Below are 20,942 nucleotides of genomic sequence, written 5' to 3'. Positions count from 1 at the left end.
ACAAATACCTCAAGGTGCCTACAATAGAAAAAGCCTTCTAATTAGAAGGCTTTTTCTATTGTATACTAAAATACAGACTAATAATCTTGTACTATAAATTCACTTCTACGGTTAAGTTGATGATCTTCTTCACTACATTTTACTCCATTACTGCATTTATTCAGCAGTTCTGTTTCACCATAACCTCTTCCAGACAAACGCTCTTTTGCTATACCACCTTTCTCGATAATATAATTAATGGTAGATTGATTACGTCGTTCTGATAGCGATAGGTTATAAGCATCAACACCACGACTATCTGTATGTGATCTTACATCAATACGTAATTCTGGATATTCTTTTAATACCTCAATAATCTTAGCTAACTCTACTGCCGCATCTGGACGAATATTTGATTTGTCAAAATCAAAATAAATAGGATTTATCAACTTACCTAAATCAAAATCTGGCGGAATAGTAGTTATTGCCTGTTCTAGCTCAATCACAACAGTTACATCGCTTGATTCTTTAGGAACATTTATCAGCTTTTCTGCAGTACTGTAACCTTCCTTTTCTGCTCTTACAAAATAATCGGCATCGCAAGACGGATTTTCGAATAGGTAACTTGCATTAGGAGATTCTGTCTCTCCCGAAATTAAAAGTTCATTATCCAAATCACGCACCCCAACTAATGATTCGTTGAGTGGTTCTCCAGTCGCTTTATCAACAACCAGAATGGTAACTCTACTTTCACACGCTGTACGGATAAATTGATAAATATCATCATCTAATGGATCGTTTGCTCTGTTTGAAGCAAAATAACCAGTTTCAGATTCTGTATTATAAATAAATGTAAAGTCGTCAGAGGTACTATTGATAGGCTCACCTAAATTAGTAATTTCATTTTTTTCAGAATCAAAACTATATATATCAAGACCACCTAAACCGCCGCGTCCATCTGTAGAGAAATATAATTTTCCGTTATTATCCACAAAAGGGAATGTTTCTCTTCCTGGAGTATTTACTGATGTTCCTAAATTTTCAGGCGAACTGTAATTCCCAGATTCATCGACTGTAACTTTCCAAATATCAGACTCTCCAAAAGTACCATCTCGATCTGAGGCAAAGTATAAAACTTTTCCATCTGGAGATAATGCAGGATGTGCGGTTGAGAAAGAATCACTATTAAAAGGCAATTCTGAAGCAACTCCAAACTCTCCATTTTTATCTCTGTTAGATTTATAAAGCTTTAATTTATTTGTTCTCTTAGAATCGCTTCGGTATTGATCTTTAGTAAAATTATTTCTTGTAAAATACAATGTGTTTCCATCTGCAGATAACACAGCTGTACTTTCATGAAACTCTGTATTTACAGAACCTTTTAGCTTGGTAGCCTGTCTAACTTGTCCATCGTTTTCTACGTTCGCAGAATAAAGATCTAAAAATGGCTGATTATTCCATTTATGAATCCGAGTACTCATTGACCCCGTATCTCTAGTAGATGCGAATAAAATTTGCTCTCCATAAAATGAAGGTGCAAAATCTGAATAACCTACTGAATTTACGTTTAGTTTTTCAATCTCATATGTTCCGTTGACATAACCGGTACGAACTTCTGCACTACTACCATTGTAATAATTAGCATCCTCAGCATTCATCATATCCTTATATCGAGATATCATTTCTACCGATTTGTCATACTCTTTATTTGCTCGCAGAGCTTGAGCATATCTAAAATATTGATCAGGAGTTACTTCAGAAGGATATTTTTCTACGAGTTTATCATACCAGGTTTGGGCTTCTGAATAATCAGCATTATAGTAAAATGCATCTCCCAACTTACTAAAAAGTTCTGATGACTCATAACCCGCTTCTGCAACCTTTAAAAATATCTTTTGAGAGTCTACAAACGCATATTTATTAAACTGCTTTGTTCCGCTAGCTATTTCTCGCTCCTGAGAATTCCCAGTGAAACTAAAGGTGAGTATTATAATAAGTGTATAGAGTAATTTGTGATTCATGGGGTTGAAAATTTAGGGAATTAAAAGAATCGCGGGGTTAGCATTCTATTGTACTCCTTGAAAAGTTCAAATCGAATAAATAATTCGTAAGTACCATCATTATAAGTTGCATTACCTAAGTCTGTACTCTCTCTATCGTATGCAAATCCTATAAGCATCCCATCTGAGACTTGAAAACCTACTAAAGCACTCAAAGCAGCACTCCATCTGTATGATGCCCCAAGAGTTAACTTATCATAAAATAAGAAATTTGCGTTTACATCAACGGCCAAGGGAGCTCCTGCAACCATTTTTACAAGAGTTGATGGCTTAAATTTTACATCACGCCCTATATCAAACACGTAACCTGCAAGGCCGTAATAATGAATGCGCTCTTCAGCCACAAAAGTTTCAGCACCGCCTGTCGTCCCACTTCGTTCAAAATGGTCTGTCTGTAATAGGTATGGCGCAGATAAACCTCCATAAAATTTAGAATCATGATAAAACAAACCTACACCTACATTAGGTGAAACTTTGTTATCAATATTCTGTATAAAGGGGTCTCCTGAATTAAATGGATTTGTTCTACTAAAATCAACATCCAATAAATTTAATGTTCCTTTAATACCAAAACTCAATTTACCTTCAGCACCTGTCTCAATTGTATAACTAAAATCTCCACTGAAATTTGTTTCTCTTGCCGGACCTAAAGCATCATTAACAAGACTAAAACCAAGACCTACTTTGCCAAGTCCTATGGGACTATGAACAGAAAGATTTTGAGTACGAGGAGCACCATCCAAACCTACCCACTGGCTACGGTGAAGTAAGAGAATACTTGTCACCCCTCGGTTACCTGCATATGCAGGGTTTATTACCAAGGGATTATACATGTATTGTGTATACTGTGGATCTTGCTGACCGTAACTTGAGCTTGCAAAAAGCAACACTACAAGTACTAATATCTTACCAAAATTTTTCTTCATCATTATAAGCGTGTTACTATAATTACTCATTGAGTGATGCTTTTTTAGTTAATGTATAAGAATGAAGCCAACTTGCGTATCTCTCCTCCGTCTCTTTCATATGTAATTATATAATAATAAGTACCTGTTGGAAGTCGTTCCCCTCTTCTTACTGTTGCACGACCATCTGAATAACCTCTAAAGGCATTATCTGAATTAGGATCATAACCTTTTGTACTGAACACTTCAACACCCCAACGGTTAAATATCTGCACCGTGTTATTAGGGAAACTTGTAATGTTCTGAATCATAAATACATCATTCAATCCATCTCCGTTAGGCGTCATTACATTATAGACTGTTATATCTTCTACGGGTAAAACACCATCTAGTCTTGTAAATGTAGGATCATTAGTTGGATCACCATCTATATCATCTGTATCAAAGGTACTTTCCTCTTCATCGTCCCCATTATCAGAGAGATCTTCTATAACAGTACCATTTGAAAGAACACCACTACCAATTGCTTGATTCTTCACACCTGCATTTTCTATATCAGATTGTGTGATCACATAAACAGCACTAAAAGTATCTGTATCAACAGCTCCAATTGCAAGATCTATTGGGCCGCCAGTAACCGTTACTAATGGATCGTCAATTACGATATCAAATAGAGCAGTCTGACCCGTATTTCTAACAGTGAAAGTGTATGTAATTGTCTCACCAACTTCTGGCAACTGATCTCCATCTTCATCGTTCCAAGTTCCGAATTTGTAAACGCTTAACGCACTTAATCCCGGAGTATTAGTAATTGTAGGATCATTAGTTGGGTCACCATCACCATCCTCATCTACGGTTTCATCTCCATTATCAGAAGTATCAGTCACCTCTTCATTATATGGATCTGTTCCTGTAGCTAATGCTGAGTTCGTAACAAAACCAGTTTCAATATCAGCTTGAGTAATTTCATAACTCGCTGTTGCAGTTCCTACTTCACCTGGCAATAAATTAGCCGGTGCAATACTTAGTCCATTAATGTTTAAGAAAGCATCATCAATTGCAATATCACTTACAGGAGTATTACCCGTATTTGTAACAGTAAAAGTATACGTTATTGTCTCTCCTACTTGAGCAAAAGTATCAGCATTCTCATCATTAAATAACCCAGTTTTCACTAGAGTAATCTCAGGGTTTGGTTTTTCAGAAACTAATATATAAACCGTAGCAATATCTGTAGCAACAGGAGATCCTGCGTCAAATATCGAATATGTAAATTGATCAGTTCCTGCAAAATCAGTATTTGGAGTATATTCAAAAGTCCCATCAGGATTTATAACTAAAGTCCCATTTGCAGGTCCATTTGCTGGTGACAATGCCACATCAACAGTCTGGGTTTGACCTTCTGGATCCGTATCATTATCTAATACATTTCCGCTGATACCCGAATTGATTTCAGCAAAGTATACATCATCATTTGCATTTGTAATATTTCCAGAATCAGGAACCACTTGTATTACTACAGTTGCCGTATCACAAGCCTGTGGAGTACCATTATCACATATGGTGTACTCAAAAGAATCCTCTCCTGTAAAGCCAGGATTTGGAGTATATGTATACGTACCATCAGGATTTACTATCACTGTTCCATTATTTGGAGTTGTATTACCGGTTACTGTAATGGTATCTCCGTCAGGATCAAAATCATTTACAATTACATTACCATCAATACTTACACCCACTTCAGTTGTATTTGTATCGGCATTTGCTACTGGCGGATCATTTTGAGTAGTTTCTAAAGGTACTACTTCAAGATAAACACTAGCCGTATCACAAGCCTGTGGACTTCCACCATCACATATTTGATAAGTGAAGGTATCCTCTCCTATAAAGTCTGTATTTGGTGTGTAAGTATAGCTTCCATCAGGATTAAATACTAACGTTCCATTTACTGGCTGAGTTACTACTGTAAATACCTCTGTTCCTGCAGGACCATCAGGGTTCTGATCGTTAGTTCCTACATTTCCACTTACCGCTTGATTAACAAACGTATCGTTAATGTCATTAACAGCTAGAATTGTATTTCCTCCGTTTGGACTTGGATCGATACTGATATAAACCGTAGCAGTTGCAGTTGCTCCTGCAGCATCAGTAATTGTATACGTAAACTGATCTGTTCCGCTATACGTTCCATTTGGTGTATAGGTTAAACTTCCGTCTGCATCTAATACAACCGTACCGTTTGAAGCTGCTGTGTTTGAACTTACACTGAAACTATCTCCTTCCGGATCACTGTCATTAGTCAACACATTTCCTGTGATAACTGCTTCGATAAATCCAAAGTACGCATCATCATTAGCTACTGTAGTATTTCCAGCATCACCTATTACTTCTATAGTAACTGTTGCTGTACTACATAATGATGGAGTACCATTATCACAGATCGTATAGTCAAATGTATCTTCACCCGTAAAGCCTGAGTTTGGAGTATATGTAAAGCTTCCGTCAGGATTAACCACTACAGTTCCATTGTTTGGTGTTGTATTACCAGTTACTGTAATTGTATCTCCATCAGGATCAAAATCATTTACAATTACATTACCAGAGACAGGTGTTCCTGATTCTGTAATTGAGGTATCATCGTTAGCTACCGGTGCAGCGTTATCCGGACCTCCTTCCGGAAGTACCTGAATAGTTACACTAGCCGTATCACAAGCCTGTGGACTTCCACCATCACATATTTGATAAGTGAAGGTATCCTCTCCTATAAAATCTGTATTTGGTGTGTAAGTATAACTTCCATCAGGATTAAATACTAACGTTCCATTTACTGGCTGAGTTACTACTGTAAATACCTCTGTTCCTGCAGGACCATCAGGGTTCTGATCGTTAGTTCCTACATTTCCACTTACCGCTTGATTAACAAACGTATCGTTAATGTCATTAACAGCTAGAATTGTATTTCCTCCGTTTGGACTTGGATCGATACTGATATAAACCGTAGCAGTTGCAGTTGCTCCTGCAGCATCAGTAATTGTATACGTAAACTGATCTGTTCCGCTATACGTTCCATTTGGTGTATAGGTTAAACTTCCGTCTGCATCTAATACAACCGTACCGTTTGAAGCTGCTGTGTTTGAACTTACACTGAAACTATCTCCTTCCGGATCACTGTCATTAGTCAACACATTTCCTGTGATAACTGTTTCGATAAATCCAAAGTACGCATCATCATTAGCTACTGTAGTATTTCCAGCATCACCAATAACTTCAATAGTAACTGTTGCTGTACTACATAATGATGGAGTACCATTGTCACAGATCGTATAGTCAAATGTATCTTCACCCGTAAAGCCTGAGTTTGGAGTATATGTAAAGCTTCCGTCAGGATTAACCACTACAGTTCCATTGTTGGGCGTTGTATTACCAGTTACTGTAATTGTATCTCCGTCAGGATCAAAATCATTTACAATTACATTACCAGAGACAGGTGTTCCTGCTTCTGTAATTGAGGTGTCATCGTTAGCTACCGGTGCAGCATTATCCGGACCTCCTTCCGGAAGTACCTGAATAGTTACACTAGCCGTATCACAAGCCTGTGGACTTCCACCATCACATATTTGATAAGTGAAGGTATCCTCTCCTATAAAGTCTGTATTTGGTGTGTAAGTATAGCTTCCATCAGGATTAAATACTAACGTTCCATTTACTGGCTGAGTTACTACTGTAAATACTTCTGTTCCTGCAGGACCATCAGCGTTCTGATCGTTAGTTCCTACATTTCCACTTACCGCTTGATTAACAAACGTATCGTTAATGTCATTTATGGCTAGGATTTCATTTGAGATAATCGTTCCCGTTCCTGTTGTACTTGGAGCTGCTATAGTTCCACTAGCTACCGTTCCAGTTACCGTAAAGGTTTCATCTACTTCAAATAAAGCATCGTCTACTGTTGGGAAGGTAATTGGTCCGCTGGTCTGAGTACCTGCAGGGATAGTTACCTGTAACGGTGTTCCGTCTGTATAATCTTCAGGGTTTGTAGCTGTGCCATCTGCAAAGGTGATGTCTACTACAATATCCTGATAACTTGGCTTATCTAAAGTCACTGCAAAAACTGCATCTGCTCCTTCTGCTACCGTTACATCTTCTATAATAATGGTTGGTGCTGACCCGTCGTTGTCGGTGATTGTTCCCGTTCCGGTTGCACTTGGAGCTGCTGTAGTTCCACTAGCTACCGTTCCAGTTACCGTAAAGGTTTCATCTACTTCAAATAAAGCATCGTCTACTGTTGGGAAGGTAATCGGTCCGCTGGTAGTTGATCCCGCAGGAATGGTTACCTGTAGTGGGGTTCCGTCTGTATAATCCGCAGGATTTGTAGCTGTTCCATCTGCAAAGGTGATGTCTACTACAATATCCTGATAACTTGGCTTATCTAAAGTCACTGCAAAAACTGCATCTGCTCCTTCTGCTACCGTTACATCTTCTATAATAATGGTTGGTGCTGACCCGTCGTTGTCGGTGATTGTTCCCGTTCCGGTTGCACTTGGAGCTGCTGTAGTTCCACTAGCTACCGTTCCAGTTACCGTAAAGGTTTCATCTACTTCAAATAAAGCATCGTCTACTGTTGGGAAGGTAATCGGTCCGCTGGTAGTTGATCCCGCAGGAATGGTTACCTGTAGTGGGGTTCCGTCTGTATAATCCGCAGGATTTGTAGCTGTTCCATCTGCAAAGGTGATGTCTACTACAATATCCTGATAACTTGGCTTATCTAAAGTCACTGCAAAAACTGCATCTGCTCCTTCTGCTACCGTTACATCTTCTATAATAATGGTTGGTGCTGACCCGTCGTTGTCGGTGATTGTTCCCGTTCCGGTTGCACTTGGAGCTGCTGTAGTTCCACTAGCTACCGTTCCAGTTACCGTAAAGGTTTCATCTACTTCAAATAAAGCATCGTCTACTGTTGGGAAGGTAATCGGTCCGCTGGTAGTTGATCCCGCAGGAATGGTTACCTGTAGTGGGGTTCCGTCTGTATAATCCGCAGGGTTTGTAGCTGTGCCATCTGCAAAGGTGATGTCTACTACAATATCCTGATAACTTGGCTTATCTAAAGTCACTGCAAAAACTGCATCTGCTCCTTCTGCTACCGTTACATCTTCTATAATAATGGTTGGTGCTGACCCGTCGTTGTCGGTGATTGTTCCCGTTCCGGTTGCACTTGGAGCTGCTGTAGTTCCACTAGCTACCGTTCCAGTTACCGTAAAGGTTTCATCTACTTCAAATAAAGCATCGTCTACTGTTGGGAAGGTAATTGGTCCGCTGGTAGTTGATCCCGCAGGAATGGTTACCTGTAGTGGGGTTCCGTCTGTATAATCCGCAGGATTTGTAGCTGTTCCATCTGCAAAGGTGATGTCTACTACAATATCCTGATAACTTGGCTTATCTAAAGTCACTGCAAAAACTGCATCTGCTCCTTCTGCTACCGTTACATCTTCTATAATAATGGTTGGTGCTGACCCGTCGTTGTCGGTGATTGTTCCCGTTCCGGTTGCACTTGGAGCTGCTGTAGTTCCACTAGCTACCGTTCCAGTTACCGTAAAGGTTTCATCTACTTCAAATAAAGCATCGTCTACTGTTGGGAAGGTAATTGGTCCGCTGGTAGTTGATCCCGCAGGAATGGTTACCTGTAGCGGGGTTCCGTCTGTATAATCTTCAGGATTTGTAGCTGTGCCATCTGCAAAGGTGATGTCTACTACAATATCCTGATAACTTGGCTTATCTAAAGTCACTGCAAAAACTGCATCTGCTCCTTCTGCTACCGTTACATCTTCTATAATAATGGTTGGTGCTGACCCGTCGTTGTCGGTGATTGTTCCCGTTCCGGTTGCACTTGGAGCTGCTGTAGTTCCACTAGCTACCGTTCCAGTTACCGTAAAGGTTTCATCTACTTCAAATAAAGCATCGTCTACTGTTGGGAAGGTAATTGGTCCGCTGGTAGTTGATCCCGCAGGAATGGTTACCTGTAGCGGGGTTCCGTCTGTATAATCTTCAGGATTTGTAGCTGTGCCATCTGCAAAGGTGATGTCTACTACAATATCCTGATAACTTGGCTTATCTAAAGTCACTGCAAAAACTGCATCTGCTCCTTCTGCTACCGTTACATCTTCTATAATAATGGTTGGTGCTGACCCGTCGTTGTCGGTGATTGTTCCCGTTCCGGTTGCACTTGGAGCTGCTGTAGTTCCACTAGCTACCGTTCCAGTTACCGTAAAGGTTTCGTCTACTTCAAATAAAGCATCGTCTACTGTTGGGAAGGTAATCGGTCCGCTGGTAGTTGATCCCGCAGGGATGGTTACCTGTAGTGGGGTTCCGTCTGTATAATCCGCAGGATTTGTAGCTGTGCCATCTGCAAAGGTGATGTCTACTACAATATCCTGATAACTTGGCTTATCTAAAGTCACTGCAAAAACTGCATCTGCTCCTTCTGCTACCGTTACATCTTCTATAATAATGGTTGGTGCTGACCCGTCGTTGTCGGTGATTGTTCCCGTTCCGGTTGCACTTGGAGCTGCTGTAGTTCCACTAGCTACCGTTCCAGTTACCGTAAAGGTTTCATCTACTTCAAATAAAGCATCGTCTACTGTTGGGAAGGTAATTGGTCCGCTGGTAGTTGATCCCGCAGGAATGGTTACCTGTAGTGGGGTTCCGTCTGTATAATCCGCAGGATTTGTAGCTGTTCCATCTGCAAAGGTGATGTCTACTACAATATCCTGATAACTTGGCTTATCTAAAGTCACTGCAAAAACTGCATCTGCTCCTTCTGCTACCGTTACATCTTCTATAATAATGGTTGGTGCTGACCCGTCGTTGTCGGTGATTGTTCCCGTTCCGGTTGCACTTGGAGCTGCTGTAGTTCCACTAGCTACCGTTCCAGTTACCGTAAAGGTTTCATCTACTTCAAATAAAGCATCGTCTACTGTTGGGAAGGTAATTGGTCCGCTGGTAGTTGATCCCGCAGGAATGGTTACCTGTAGCGGGGTTCCGTCTGTATAATCTTCAGGATTTGTAGCTGTGCCATCTGCAAAGGTGATGTCTACTACAATATCCTGATAACTTGGCTTATCTAAAGTCACTGCAAAAACTGCATCTGCTCCTTCTGCTACCGTTACATCTTCTATAATAATGGTTGGTGCTGACCCGTCGTTGTCGGTGATTGTTCCCGTTCCGGTTGCACTTGGAGCTGCTGTAGTTCCACTAGCTACCGTTCCAGTTACCGTAAAGGTTTCGTCTACTTCAAATAAAGCATCGTCTACTGTTGGGAAGGTAATCGGTCCGCTGGTAGTTGATCCCGCAGGGATGGTTACCTGTAGTGGGGTTCCGTCTGTATAATCCGCAGGATTTGTAGCTGTGCCATCTGCAAAGGTGATGTCTACTACAATATCCTGATAACTTGGCTTATCTAAAGTCACTGCAAAAACTGCATCTGCTCCTTCTGCTACCGTTACATCTTCTATAATAATGGTTGGTGCTGACCCGTCGTTGTCGGTGATTGTTCCCGTTCCGGTTGCACTTGGAGCTGCTGTAGTTCCACTAGCTACCGTTCCAGTTACCGTAAAGGTTTCATCTACTTCAAATAAAGCATCGTCTACTGTTGGGAAGGTAATTGGTCCGCTGGTAGTTGATCCCGCAGGAATGGTTACCTGTAGTGGGGTTCCGTCTGTATAATCCGCAGGATTTGTAGCTGTTCCATCTGCAAAGGTGATGTCTACTACAATATCCTGATAACTTGGCTTATCTAAAGTCACTGCAAAAACTGCATCTGCTCCTTCTGCTACCGTTACATCTTCTATAATAATGGTTGGTGCTGACCCGTCGTTGTCGGTGATTGTTCCCGTTCCGGTTGCACTTGGAGCTGCTGTAGTTCCACTAGCTACCGTTCCAGTTACCGTAAAGGTTTCATCTACTTCAAATAAAGCATCGTCTACTGTTGGGAAGGTAATTGGTCCGCTGGTAGTTGATCCCGCAGGAATGGTTACCTGTAGCGGGGTTCCGTCTGTATAATCTTCAGGATTTGTAGCTGTTCCATCTGCAAAGGTGATGTCTACTACAATATCCTGATAACTTGGCTTATCTAAAGTCACTGCAAAAACTGCATCTGCTCCTTCTGCTACCGTTACATCTTCTATAATAATGGTTGGTGCTGACCCGTCGTTGTCGGTGATTGTTCCCGTTCCGGTTGCACTTGGAGCTGCTGTAGTTCCACTAGCTACCGTTCCAGTTACCGTAAAGGTTTCATCTACTTCAAATAAAGCATCGTCTACTGTTGGGAAGGTAATTGGTCCGCTGGTAGTTGATCCCGCAGGAATGGTTACCTGTAGCGGGGTTCCGTCTGTATAATCTTCAGGATTTGTAGCTGTGCCATCTGCAAAGGTGATGTCTACTACAATATCCTGATAACTTGGCTTATCTAAAGTCACTGCAAAAACTGCATCTGCTCCTTCTGCTACCGTTACATCTTCTATAATAATGGTTGGTGCTGACCCGTCGTTGTCGGTGATTGTTCCCGTTCCGGTTGCACTTGGAGCTGCTGTAGTTCCACTAGCTACCGTTCCAGTTACCGTAAAGGTTTCATCTACTTCAAATAAAGCATCGTCTACTGTTGGGAAGGTAATTGGTCCGCTGGTAGTTGATCCCGCAGGAATGGTTACCTGTAGCGGGGTTCCGTCTGTATAATCTTCAGGATTTGTAGCTGTGCCATCTGCAAAGGTGATGTCTACTACAATATCCTGATAACTTGGCTTATCTAAAGTCACTGCAAAAACTGCATCTGCTCCTTCTGCTACCGTTACATCTTCTATAATAATGGTTGGTGCTGACCCGTCGTTGTCGGTGATTGTTCCCGTTCCGGTTGCACTTGGAGCTGCTGTAGTTCCACTAGCTACCGTTCCAGTTACCGTAAAGGTTTCATCTACTTCAAATAAAGCATCGTCTACTGTTGGGAAGGTAATTGGTCCGCTGGTAGTTGATCCCGCAGGAATGGTTACCTGTAGCGGGGTTCCGTCTGTATAATCTTCAGGATTTGTAGCTGTGCCATCTGCAAAGGTGATGTCTACTACAATATCCTGATAACTTGGCTTATCTAAAGTCACTGCAAAAACTGCATCTGCTCCTTCTGCTACCGTTACATCTTCTATAATAATGGTTGGTGCTGACCCGTCGTTGTCGGTGATTGTTCCCGTTCCGGTTGCACTTGGAGCTGCTGTAGTTCCACTAGCTACCGTTCCAGTTACCGTAAAGGTTTCGTCTACTTCAAATAAAGCATCGTCTACTGTTGGGAAGGTAATCGGTCCGCTGGTAGTTGATCCCGCAGGGATGGTTACCTGTAGTGGGGTTCCGTCTGTATAATCCGCAGGATTTGTAGCTGTGCCATCTGCAAAGGTGATGTCTACTACAATATCCTGATAACTTGGCTTATCTAAAGTCACTGCAAAAACTGCATCTGCTCCTTCTGCTACCGTTACATCTTCTATAATAATGGTTGGTGCTGACCCGTCGTTGTCGGTGATTGTTCCCGTTCCGGTTGCACTTGGAGCTGCTGTAGTTCCACTAGCTACCGTTCCAGTTACCGTAAAGGTTTCATCTACTTCAAATAAAGCATCGTCTACTGTTGGGAAGGTAATTGGTCCGCTGGTAGTTGATCCCGCAGGAATGGTTACCTGTAGTGGGGTTCCGTCTGTATAATCCGCAGGATTTGTAGCTGTGCCATCTGCAAAGGTGATGTCTACTACAATATCCTGATAACTTGGCTTATCTAAAGTCACTGCAAAAACTGCATCTGCTCCTTCTGCTACCGTTACATCTTCTATAATAATGGTTGGTGCTGACCCGTCGTTGTCGGTGATTGTTCCCGTTCCGGTTGCACTTGGAGCTGCTGTAGTTCCACTAGCTACCGTTCCAGTTACCGTAAAGGTTTCATCTACTTCAAATAAAGCATCGTCTACTGTTGGGAAGGTAATTGGTCCGCTGGTAGTTGATCCCGCAGGAATGGTTACCTGTAGCGGGGTTCCGTCTGTATAATCTTCAGGATTTGTAGCTGTGCCATCTGCAAAGGTGATGTCTACTACAATATCCTGATAACTTGGCTTATCTAAAGTCACTGCAAAAACTGCATCTGCTCCTTCTGCTACCGTTACATCTTCTATAATAATGGTTGGTGCTGACCCGTCGTTGTCGGTGATTGTTCCCGTTCCGGTTGCACTTGGAGCTGCTGTAGTTCCACTAGCTACCGTTCCAGTTACCGTAAAGGTTTCGTCTACTTCAAATAAAGCATCGTCTACTGTTGGGAAGGTAATCGGTCCGCTGGTAGTTGATCCCGCAGGGATGGTTACCTGTAGTGGGGTTCCGTCTGTATAATCCGCAGGATTTGTAGCTGTGCCATCTGCAAAGGTGATGTCTACTACAATATCCTGATAACTTGGCTTATCTAAAGTCACTGCAAAAACTGCATCTGCTCCTTCTGCTACCGTTACATCTTCTATAATAATGGTTGGTGCTGACCCGTCGTTGTCGGTGATTGTTCCCGTTCCGGTTGCACTTGGAGCTGCTGTAGTTCCACTAGCTACCGTTCCAGTTACCGTAAAGGTTTCATCTACTTCAAATAAAGCATCGTCTACTGTTGGGAAGGTAATTGGTCCGCTGGTAGTTGATCCCGCAGGAATGGTTACCTGTAGTGGGGTTCCGTCTGTATAATCCGCAGGATTTGTAGCTGTTCCATCTGCAAAGGTGATGTCTACTACAATATCCTGATAACTTGGCTTATCTAAAGTCACTGCAAAAACTGCATCTGCTCCTTCTGCTACCGTTACATCTTCTATAATAATGGTTGGTGCTGACCCGTCGTTGTCGGTGATTGTTCCCGTTCCGGTTGCACTTGGAGCTGCTGTAGTTCCACTAGCTACCGTTCCAGTTACCGTAAAGGTTTCATCTACTTCAAATAAAGCATCGTCTACTGTTGGGAAGGTAATTGGTCCGCTGGTAGTTGATCCCGCAGGAATGGTTACCTGTAGCGGGGTTCCGTCTGTATAATCTTCAGGATTTGTAGCTGTTCCATCTGCAAAGGTGATGTCTACTACAATATCCTGATAACTTGGCTTATCTAAAGTCACTGCAAAAACTGCATCTGCTCCTTCTGCTACCGTTACATCTTCTATAATAATGGTTGGTGCTGACCCGTCGTTGTCGGTGATTGTTCCCGTTCCGGTTGCACTTGGAGCTGCTGTAGTTCCACTAGCTACCGTTCCAGTTACCGTAAAGGTTTCATCTACTTCAAATAAAGCATCGTCTACTGTTGGGAAGGTAATTGGTCCGCTGGTAGTTGATCCCGCAGGAATGGTTACCTGTAGCGGGGTTCCGTCTGTATAATCTTCAGGATTTGTAGCTGTTCCATCTGCAAAGGTGATGTCTACTACAATATCCTGATAACTTGGCTTATCTAAAGTCACTGCAAAAACTGCATCTGCTCCTTCTGCTACCGTTACATCTTCTATAATAATGGTTGGTGCTGACCCGTCGTTGTCGGTGATTGTTCCCGTTCCGGTTGCACTTGGAGCTGCTGTAGTTCCACTAGCTACCGTTCCAGTTACCGTAAAGGTTTCATCTACTTCAAATAAAGCATCGTCTACTGTTGGGAAGGTAATTGGTCCGCTGGTAGTTGATCCCGCAGGAATGGTTACCTGTAGCGGGGTTCCGTCTGTATAATCTTCAGGATTTGTAGCTGTGCCATCTGCAAAGGTGATGTCTACTACAATATCCTGATAACTTGGCTTATCTAAAGTCACTGCAAAAACTGCATCTGCTCCTTCTGCTACCGTTACATCTTCTATAATAATGGTTGGTGATTTATCATTATCAGTAATAGTGCCTATTGCCTCTAAATCACTGCTTGCAATATTCAAATTTGAACCTACCGGAGTAAGCACCATATTAAAAGTTTCAGAAACTTCGAATATAGTGTCATCATTAGTATTTACAGGAGTAAAGGGAATAGTAGTTGTTCCTGCCGGAATTTTAAATGTGCCGTTTGTAATAGTATAATCTACCCCTCCAATTGCGCTACTAAATGTAATTGGCGAATTATCCGCAGAACTATAATTGAAAATAATATCTTCAGAACTAGCTCGTGATAATGTTAATTGAAAAATAACATCCTGACCTTCTACAGCAGATGCATCAGATATTTTTACAAATGGATCTAATGCGTCAATAAAGTCATTACCACAAGAAGATCTTAGATTAATATTCCTTGTAATTATGTTATCATTAGGATCAACTGCATCAGAAACAGAAAAATACTTTACAGGATCTGTTTCAGTAATAGTATATTCTACATCCTTAAATGCAGATAAATCTGACGTAACATGACGATATTTTCCATTTTCATCCGTTAGTAAATTAACATTAGTTTTATTAGTTCCGGTAATATTTACAGTAACACCAGCTAAAGGTTTTCCATTATCATCAGTAACTTTTCCACAAATTACTGGAGCTGTTATTAACGTACTAACAGGCTTATCATAATCTGCATTTTTTAAACCAAGAGAATAATATCTGTCGTTATCACCATTATTCTTACCAATGGTATAATTTAAAACTGATTTATTCTCCCAATAATTACTAAATGTATATCTGGGATCAATAGAAATATCTCCACCTGGGGCTGTTGTAGCATTTCTAGCAGTCCCACGAATTGAAGCTGATTTTCTTTGAATATCTATCAAAGTATTTTGAGACTGATAATATGCATCTGGCAAACTAAGCTCAGAATATTCACGTGTTCTTTGGCTATCTCCATCAATATCGAAAGAAGTACCAAAAAACGATAAAGGAATTTGATTACTAGCAGTTCCTCCTGAGGTAACGAACATTATTTCAAATTCTACACTTTGATCTCCAGAATTTGTGCTATTTATTTGAGGCTGAAAATTTTCTGAAAGACCTGACCCCGTTACATCTATATTTAAAAGAGAAGCTCCATTATTAAATTTTACAATTTTTACGAGAGCATCTATAGGAAATGGACTATCTAAGAATACATTCGAAAATCTGTAAACAGCATCTACTTTCAAATTCTCACCGTATTCTAATTTAGGATTTACAAAGTTTGATTTTTCGACAAAAGGAGCGCAATCACAGCTTCTTTCACCAGGCAATACAACAATTACATCAGATACAGTAATTGTTACAATTGCTTTACTTTTATCTCCATTAGCATCTTCTATTGTATATTCAAATGTATCCTCTCCAGAGAAATCTTTGTTAGGAGTATATAAAATGGTATCATCTGAAGGATCATTTGGAGTACCATTTTCATTAACTATAGCCGTACCATTTTTAGGGTTAGTACTAACGCTAATCGGTTTATTAGACTTACCGTCTATTCCAAAATCATCATTACTAACAACATCAATATTTAGGGACGTATTTTCAAAAACTTGTGCAAAATCATTTTGAGCAGTCGGTTTATGATTTGTGCCATCTACAACTACTGTCTTTACAACGCTACAACCTTTAGAATCTGTAATTGTAACAGTATAATTACCCGCATTTAGACCTGTAATTGTTTGAGTCGTTAAATTGTTTTTTGACCACTTGTAAGTATACGGTCCTACACCACCAGATGCATTACCTACCGTTGCAGTACCGTCATTTCCATTAAATTTTGTTTCAGATGTAGATGAAGTTGTAGCGGTGATTTCATCATTTTGATTAACAGTGATGTTATTTATAGATTTTTTACATCCATTTTTATCAGTTACAGTAAGTGTGTATTTGCCTGCTGGAACATTTACAAGATTACTTGTTGTTGCTCCATTACTCCACTTATATGTATATGGTGCCAACCCTCCAGAAACTGTAACATTAATTTTACCAGTAGATTCGCCGAAACACACCACATCAGTTACATTAGGTGTACCAATTATTAGATTGCTTATAGAGACCTTTGTGATCTTTTTTGATTCACAACCTGAATTTATATTTTTAACCCGTATGGTATAGCTACCATCTCCTAAATTAGCGAATGTTGCAGATGATTGATAAGCACCTTCATTTAAAGAATATGCATATTGCGAACCTATAGGCTTAGTAATAGTAATACCTTGATCACTAGAATCATTGCAATCCAAAATATATTCAGCCGTCTCAGGAAGAGCTGCAAATGTGAGGGTCACTTTACCAGAATCACAAACTGAAGTATTGGGAGCCGGCAAACAAACTTTGTATTCAAAAGTTACATCTCCAACGAAATTATCTTTTGGAACATAACTATAAGTGCCATTGGGATTCAAAGTAAAAGACTTACCCGCAATAGATGGTCCGGAAATTAAGCTATATGTTGAATTAGAGGGGACATTATTATTAATATTAAGGTCACCACTAATGGTTTCATTTTCACAAGCAAGTTCATTTTGATCTACAGCATATTTCTGTAGAATAAAAAACTTACCATCACCGTGATCTCTAGTTGCAGCAATAAAATCTATCTTAGTAATTTTAGATCCCGTTGGGGCAATACTATTTAAATTAAATAGAGCAATGGCAATTGTCTGACCATTGTCTTGCTTTCTACCTGAACCCCAGTAATCACTATTTGCAACAGGGGGCTTATAAGCACCATCCCTACTATCACCAACACTTCTTACAAAAGTCTGACCTAATTTTGTTTCAGCACCTCCACCTACAGGAATACCATAAACCTCCACATAAAAACAGTTATTACCTCCTCTTTCAGTAACGGCTAATATAGCTCCTTCATTTGAAGGTATAGCTGGATCGTAGGATATTGTTTGTTTCTGAGCATCTGTAGTCTTTGCAGCTTCAAAGTTTCCGCAAATATCTCGACCATTCGGATTAGCGGTAAAATAGTGATTCAAATTTTTATCCTGAAATGCTGCTAAAGCACCAGCATTCCATGTACTAGATGCACCTCCAGTAAAGCTATTACTATTAGGTATTATTGTACTCCCATTTTTTATAATTTGGTTTTTTCCGTTCCCATCAGGCCCTAAACGAGTCATCTCATAGGCTGTTGGAACAACAAATGTATTATATAGAGTTCCGTTTACAGTTATAGATTTAATTGTAACCGCCTCGCTATTACTTGATTGCGTATTTTTCTCAAAAGTAAAAGAAACACCGGTTCGAATAGATGACGCCTGCTGAGCAAGAACTGCCGAAAACGAAAACAATAGAAGAAATATCGAAAACAATAATGTTCGATTTCTAGAAGTCAGTAAATAAAACTTCGTTAAGTAGTTTTTACCCATATTATATGAATTAAATCAAAGTATATATCAGAACAAATATTCTGACGTAAATATTTTATATAGAGAAACATGGAGTTGAATTACTCACTGTGAGGAAAGTAATTGTAATCCGTAATAAATTGAACCTGCAAAGGTCTTAAAACTATGAAGTTGGGCACCGCAAATATATCAATAGGTTAAGTGTAATTCTATTTGGAAATATTATTTTAGACATAATACACAATAGTCGGCAAAAGAACACCTTGAAGCATTATTTAGTAGGAATTTATAAAGATTTATCTTACAAAATCAAACCTTTGTTTGCGTTGATCTGGTTATATGCTAAGATGTTTTCTTTGTTTTACAACCAATAACGTCTTATTTCTATAAACAATATGATCAAACTTCATTAATTTTCTACATCGCTATTTTTAACCTTTACCTATGTAAATTTCTTGAAAATCATTATCAATATGTACTAACAGAATGAATGAAATCAATCTAAATGATCAACAAATCATATCTTTGCGTTCCTAAATTTTACAAATGAACGTTAAGAAAGAAATAGCAAGGAGACGTACCTTCGGTATTATATCACACCCTGATGCCGGGAAAACAACTCTTACCGAGAAACTCCTTTTATTTGGTGGTGCAATTCAAGAAGCAGGTGCTGTAAAGTCTAATAAAATTAAAAAGGGGGCCACCAGTGATTTTATGGAAATTGAAAGACAGCGTGGGATATCTGTAGCTACTTCTGTACTTGCATTTGAATATAATGGTACAAAAATCAATATATTAGATACACCAGGTCATAAGGACTTTGCTGAAGACACATTTAGAACCCTCACAGCTGTAGATAGTGTTATTGTTGTAATAGATGTTGCAAAAGGGGTTGAAGAGCAAACTGAGAAACTGGTTCAAGTTTGTAGGATGCGCAAAATCCCTATGATCGTATTTGTAAATAAGTTGGATCGAGAAGGAAAAGATGCTTTTGAACTTTTAGATGAAATTGAGCAGAAATTATCGCTTACAGTGACTCCCTTAAGCTTTCCTATAGGAATGGGTTATGATTTTAAAGGAATCTACAATATCTGGGAGAAGAATATCAACCTTTTTAGTGGTGACAGTCGTAAAAACATAGAAGAAACTATTAAAATTAAGGATATCCAATCTGATGATTTAGATAAACTTATAGGTGAAAAACCTGCGGAAACGTTACGTGAAGAATTAGAACTTGTAGATGGTGTTTACCCTAGTTTTGATCAAGAGGCCTACTTGGCAGCAGAACAACAACCTGTGTTTTTTGGTTCAGCTTTAAATAATTTTGGAGTAAGAGAGCTTTTAGATTGTTTTATTACAATTGCGCCTACGCCTAGACCTAAACAAAGTGAAGAGCGTATAGTTCATCCTGATGAAAAGGAATTTACGGGATTTGTGTTCAAAATTCACGCAAATATGGATCCAAAACACCGTGATAGACTCGCTTTCATCAAAATTGTTTCAGGTGTTTTTGAAAGGAATACCCCATATTTACACGTTAGAAATGGAAAAAAATTAAAATTTTCAAGTCCGAATGCCTTTTTTGCTGAGAAAAAAGAGATTGTTGATATCTCTTATCCCGGTGATATTGTAGGACTTCACGATACAGGAAATTTTAAAATTGGTGATACTCTTACTGAAGGAGAAGAAATTCATTACAAGGGAATTCCTGCTTTCTCACCAGAGCATTTTAGATACATCAATAATGCTGATCCTATGAAATCTAAGCAGTTAGAAAAAGGTATTGACCAACTCATGGACGAAGGTGTAGCTCAGTTATTTACATTAGAGCTGAATGGAAGAAAAGTAATAGGTACAGTTGGCGCTTTGCAATATGAAGTAATTCAATATAGATTAGAACATGAATATGGTGCTAAATGTACTTATGAGCCGCTAAGTGTTCACAAAGCATGTTGGGTTGAGCCTAAAGATCCTAAGAGTGAAGAGTTTAAAGAATTCATACGTGTCAAACAGCGATTTATGGCTAAGGATAAACGTGGCCATCTAGTATTTCTTGCAGATTCACCTTTTACATTGCAAATGACTCAACAAAAATATCCTAATGTGAAGTTACATTTCGTGTCTGAGTATAAATAATCATTCTAAAGCCATTTAGGAGGTCCTATGTAAACAAATGATTACTATGTCGTAAACATTTTAAAGATCCCGTAAATGCACTTAGATAACATCAAATATTTTTGAGAATAGATTTTAAAAATGGTAATTTAATTATCAATAAAATTAGATTATAATTAAAAAAGTCCTAAACTGTGTTTAGGACTTTTTTAATTTAAGCTTGACCACTAGGACCAAAATTTAAAGGAATCGGCTGTTTTTCGTAATCTTTAATTTCACCGTGCGCTTTTTCAAAACGCTTAACATTTTCCTGTAGTGCTTTTGCCAGTCTCTTGGCATGTTGCGGTGTTAAAATTATACGTGACTTCACTTTACTCTTAGGCGTGCCTGGCATAATATTTATAAAATCGACTACAAATTCAGATACTGAATGATTAATTATCGCCAGATTGGAATATTGTCCTTGTGCAATCGTCTCGTCAAGCTCAATATTTAATTGACCACTTTCATTATTTTTTTCTTCTGCCATTATATATTACTTTAAATAAAAAAAGCAGCTCCATTTCTGAAGCTGCTTTTGTATATAC

5 protein-coding genes are annotated in these 20,942 nt (G+C 39.5%); 1 reads left to right on the top strand and 4 read right to left on the bottom strand.

The genetic code is table 11. The features are described from left to right. Window positions 1–77 precede the first annotated feature (77 nt). Genes ABVM53_RS10420 through ABVM53_RS10410 form a run of 3 tightly spaced genes read right to left on the bottom strand, consistent with a single transcriptional unit; the run spans window position 78 to window position 18,261 of the window. On the bottom strand, window positions 78–2,000 hold the full coding sequence (locus ABVM53_RS10420) for an OmpA family protein (protein ID WP_405325812.1): 1,923 nt from the start codon (window positions 1,998–2,000) through the stop codon (window positions 78–80). Window positions 2,001–2,020: 20 nt separating this feature from the next. Then, window positions 2,021–2,968: a type IX secretion system membrane protein PorP/SprF gene (locus ABVM53_RS10415; protein WP_128758809.1), complete on the bottom strand. Its 948-nt coding sequence runs from the start codon at window positions 2,966–2,968 to the stop codon at window positions 2,021–2,023. 41 nt (window positions 2,969–3,009) lie between these two features. After that, window positions 3,010–18,261: an Ig-like domain-containing protein gene (locus tag ABVM53_RS10410; protein WP_405325809.1), complete on the bottom strand. Its 15,252-nt coding sequence runs from the start codon at window positions 18,259–18,261 to the stop codon at window positions 3,010–3,012. Window positions 18,262–18,786: 525 nt separating this feature from the next. Here ABVM53_RS10410 and ABVM53_RS10405 point away from each other — a divergent pair. Next, a complete protein-coding gene (locus ABVM53_RS10405) occupies window positions 18,787–20,376 on the top strand; it encodes a peptide chain release factor 3 (protein WP_405325807.1) in 1,590 nt (529 codons plus the stop codon). 193 nt (window positions 20,377–20,569) lie between these two features. Here the strand turns inward: ABVM53_RS10405 and ABVM53_RS10400 are convergent, their stop codons facing one another. Beyond that, complete coding sequence (locus tag ABVM53_RS10400) at window positions 20,570–20,884, bottom strand: DUF3467 domain-containing protein (RefSeq protein ID WP_128756706.1); 315 nt, start codon at window positions 20,882–20,884, stop codon at window positions 20,570–20,572. Window positions 20,885–20,942 lie beyond the last annotated feature (58 nt).

It is taken from the genome of Leeuwenhoekiella sp. LLG6367-2.1, assembly GCF_045055775.1.
GTDB classification, from domain to species: Bacteria; Bacteroidota; Bacteroidia; order Flavobacteriales; family Flavobacteriaceae; genus Leeuwenhoekiella; species Leeuwenhoekiella aequorea.
Note: the sequence above shows the minus strand (reverse complement) of the source record. Positions and strands in the feature narration are given on the sequence as shown.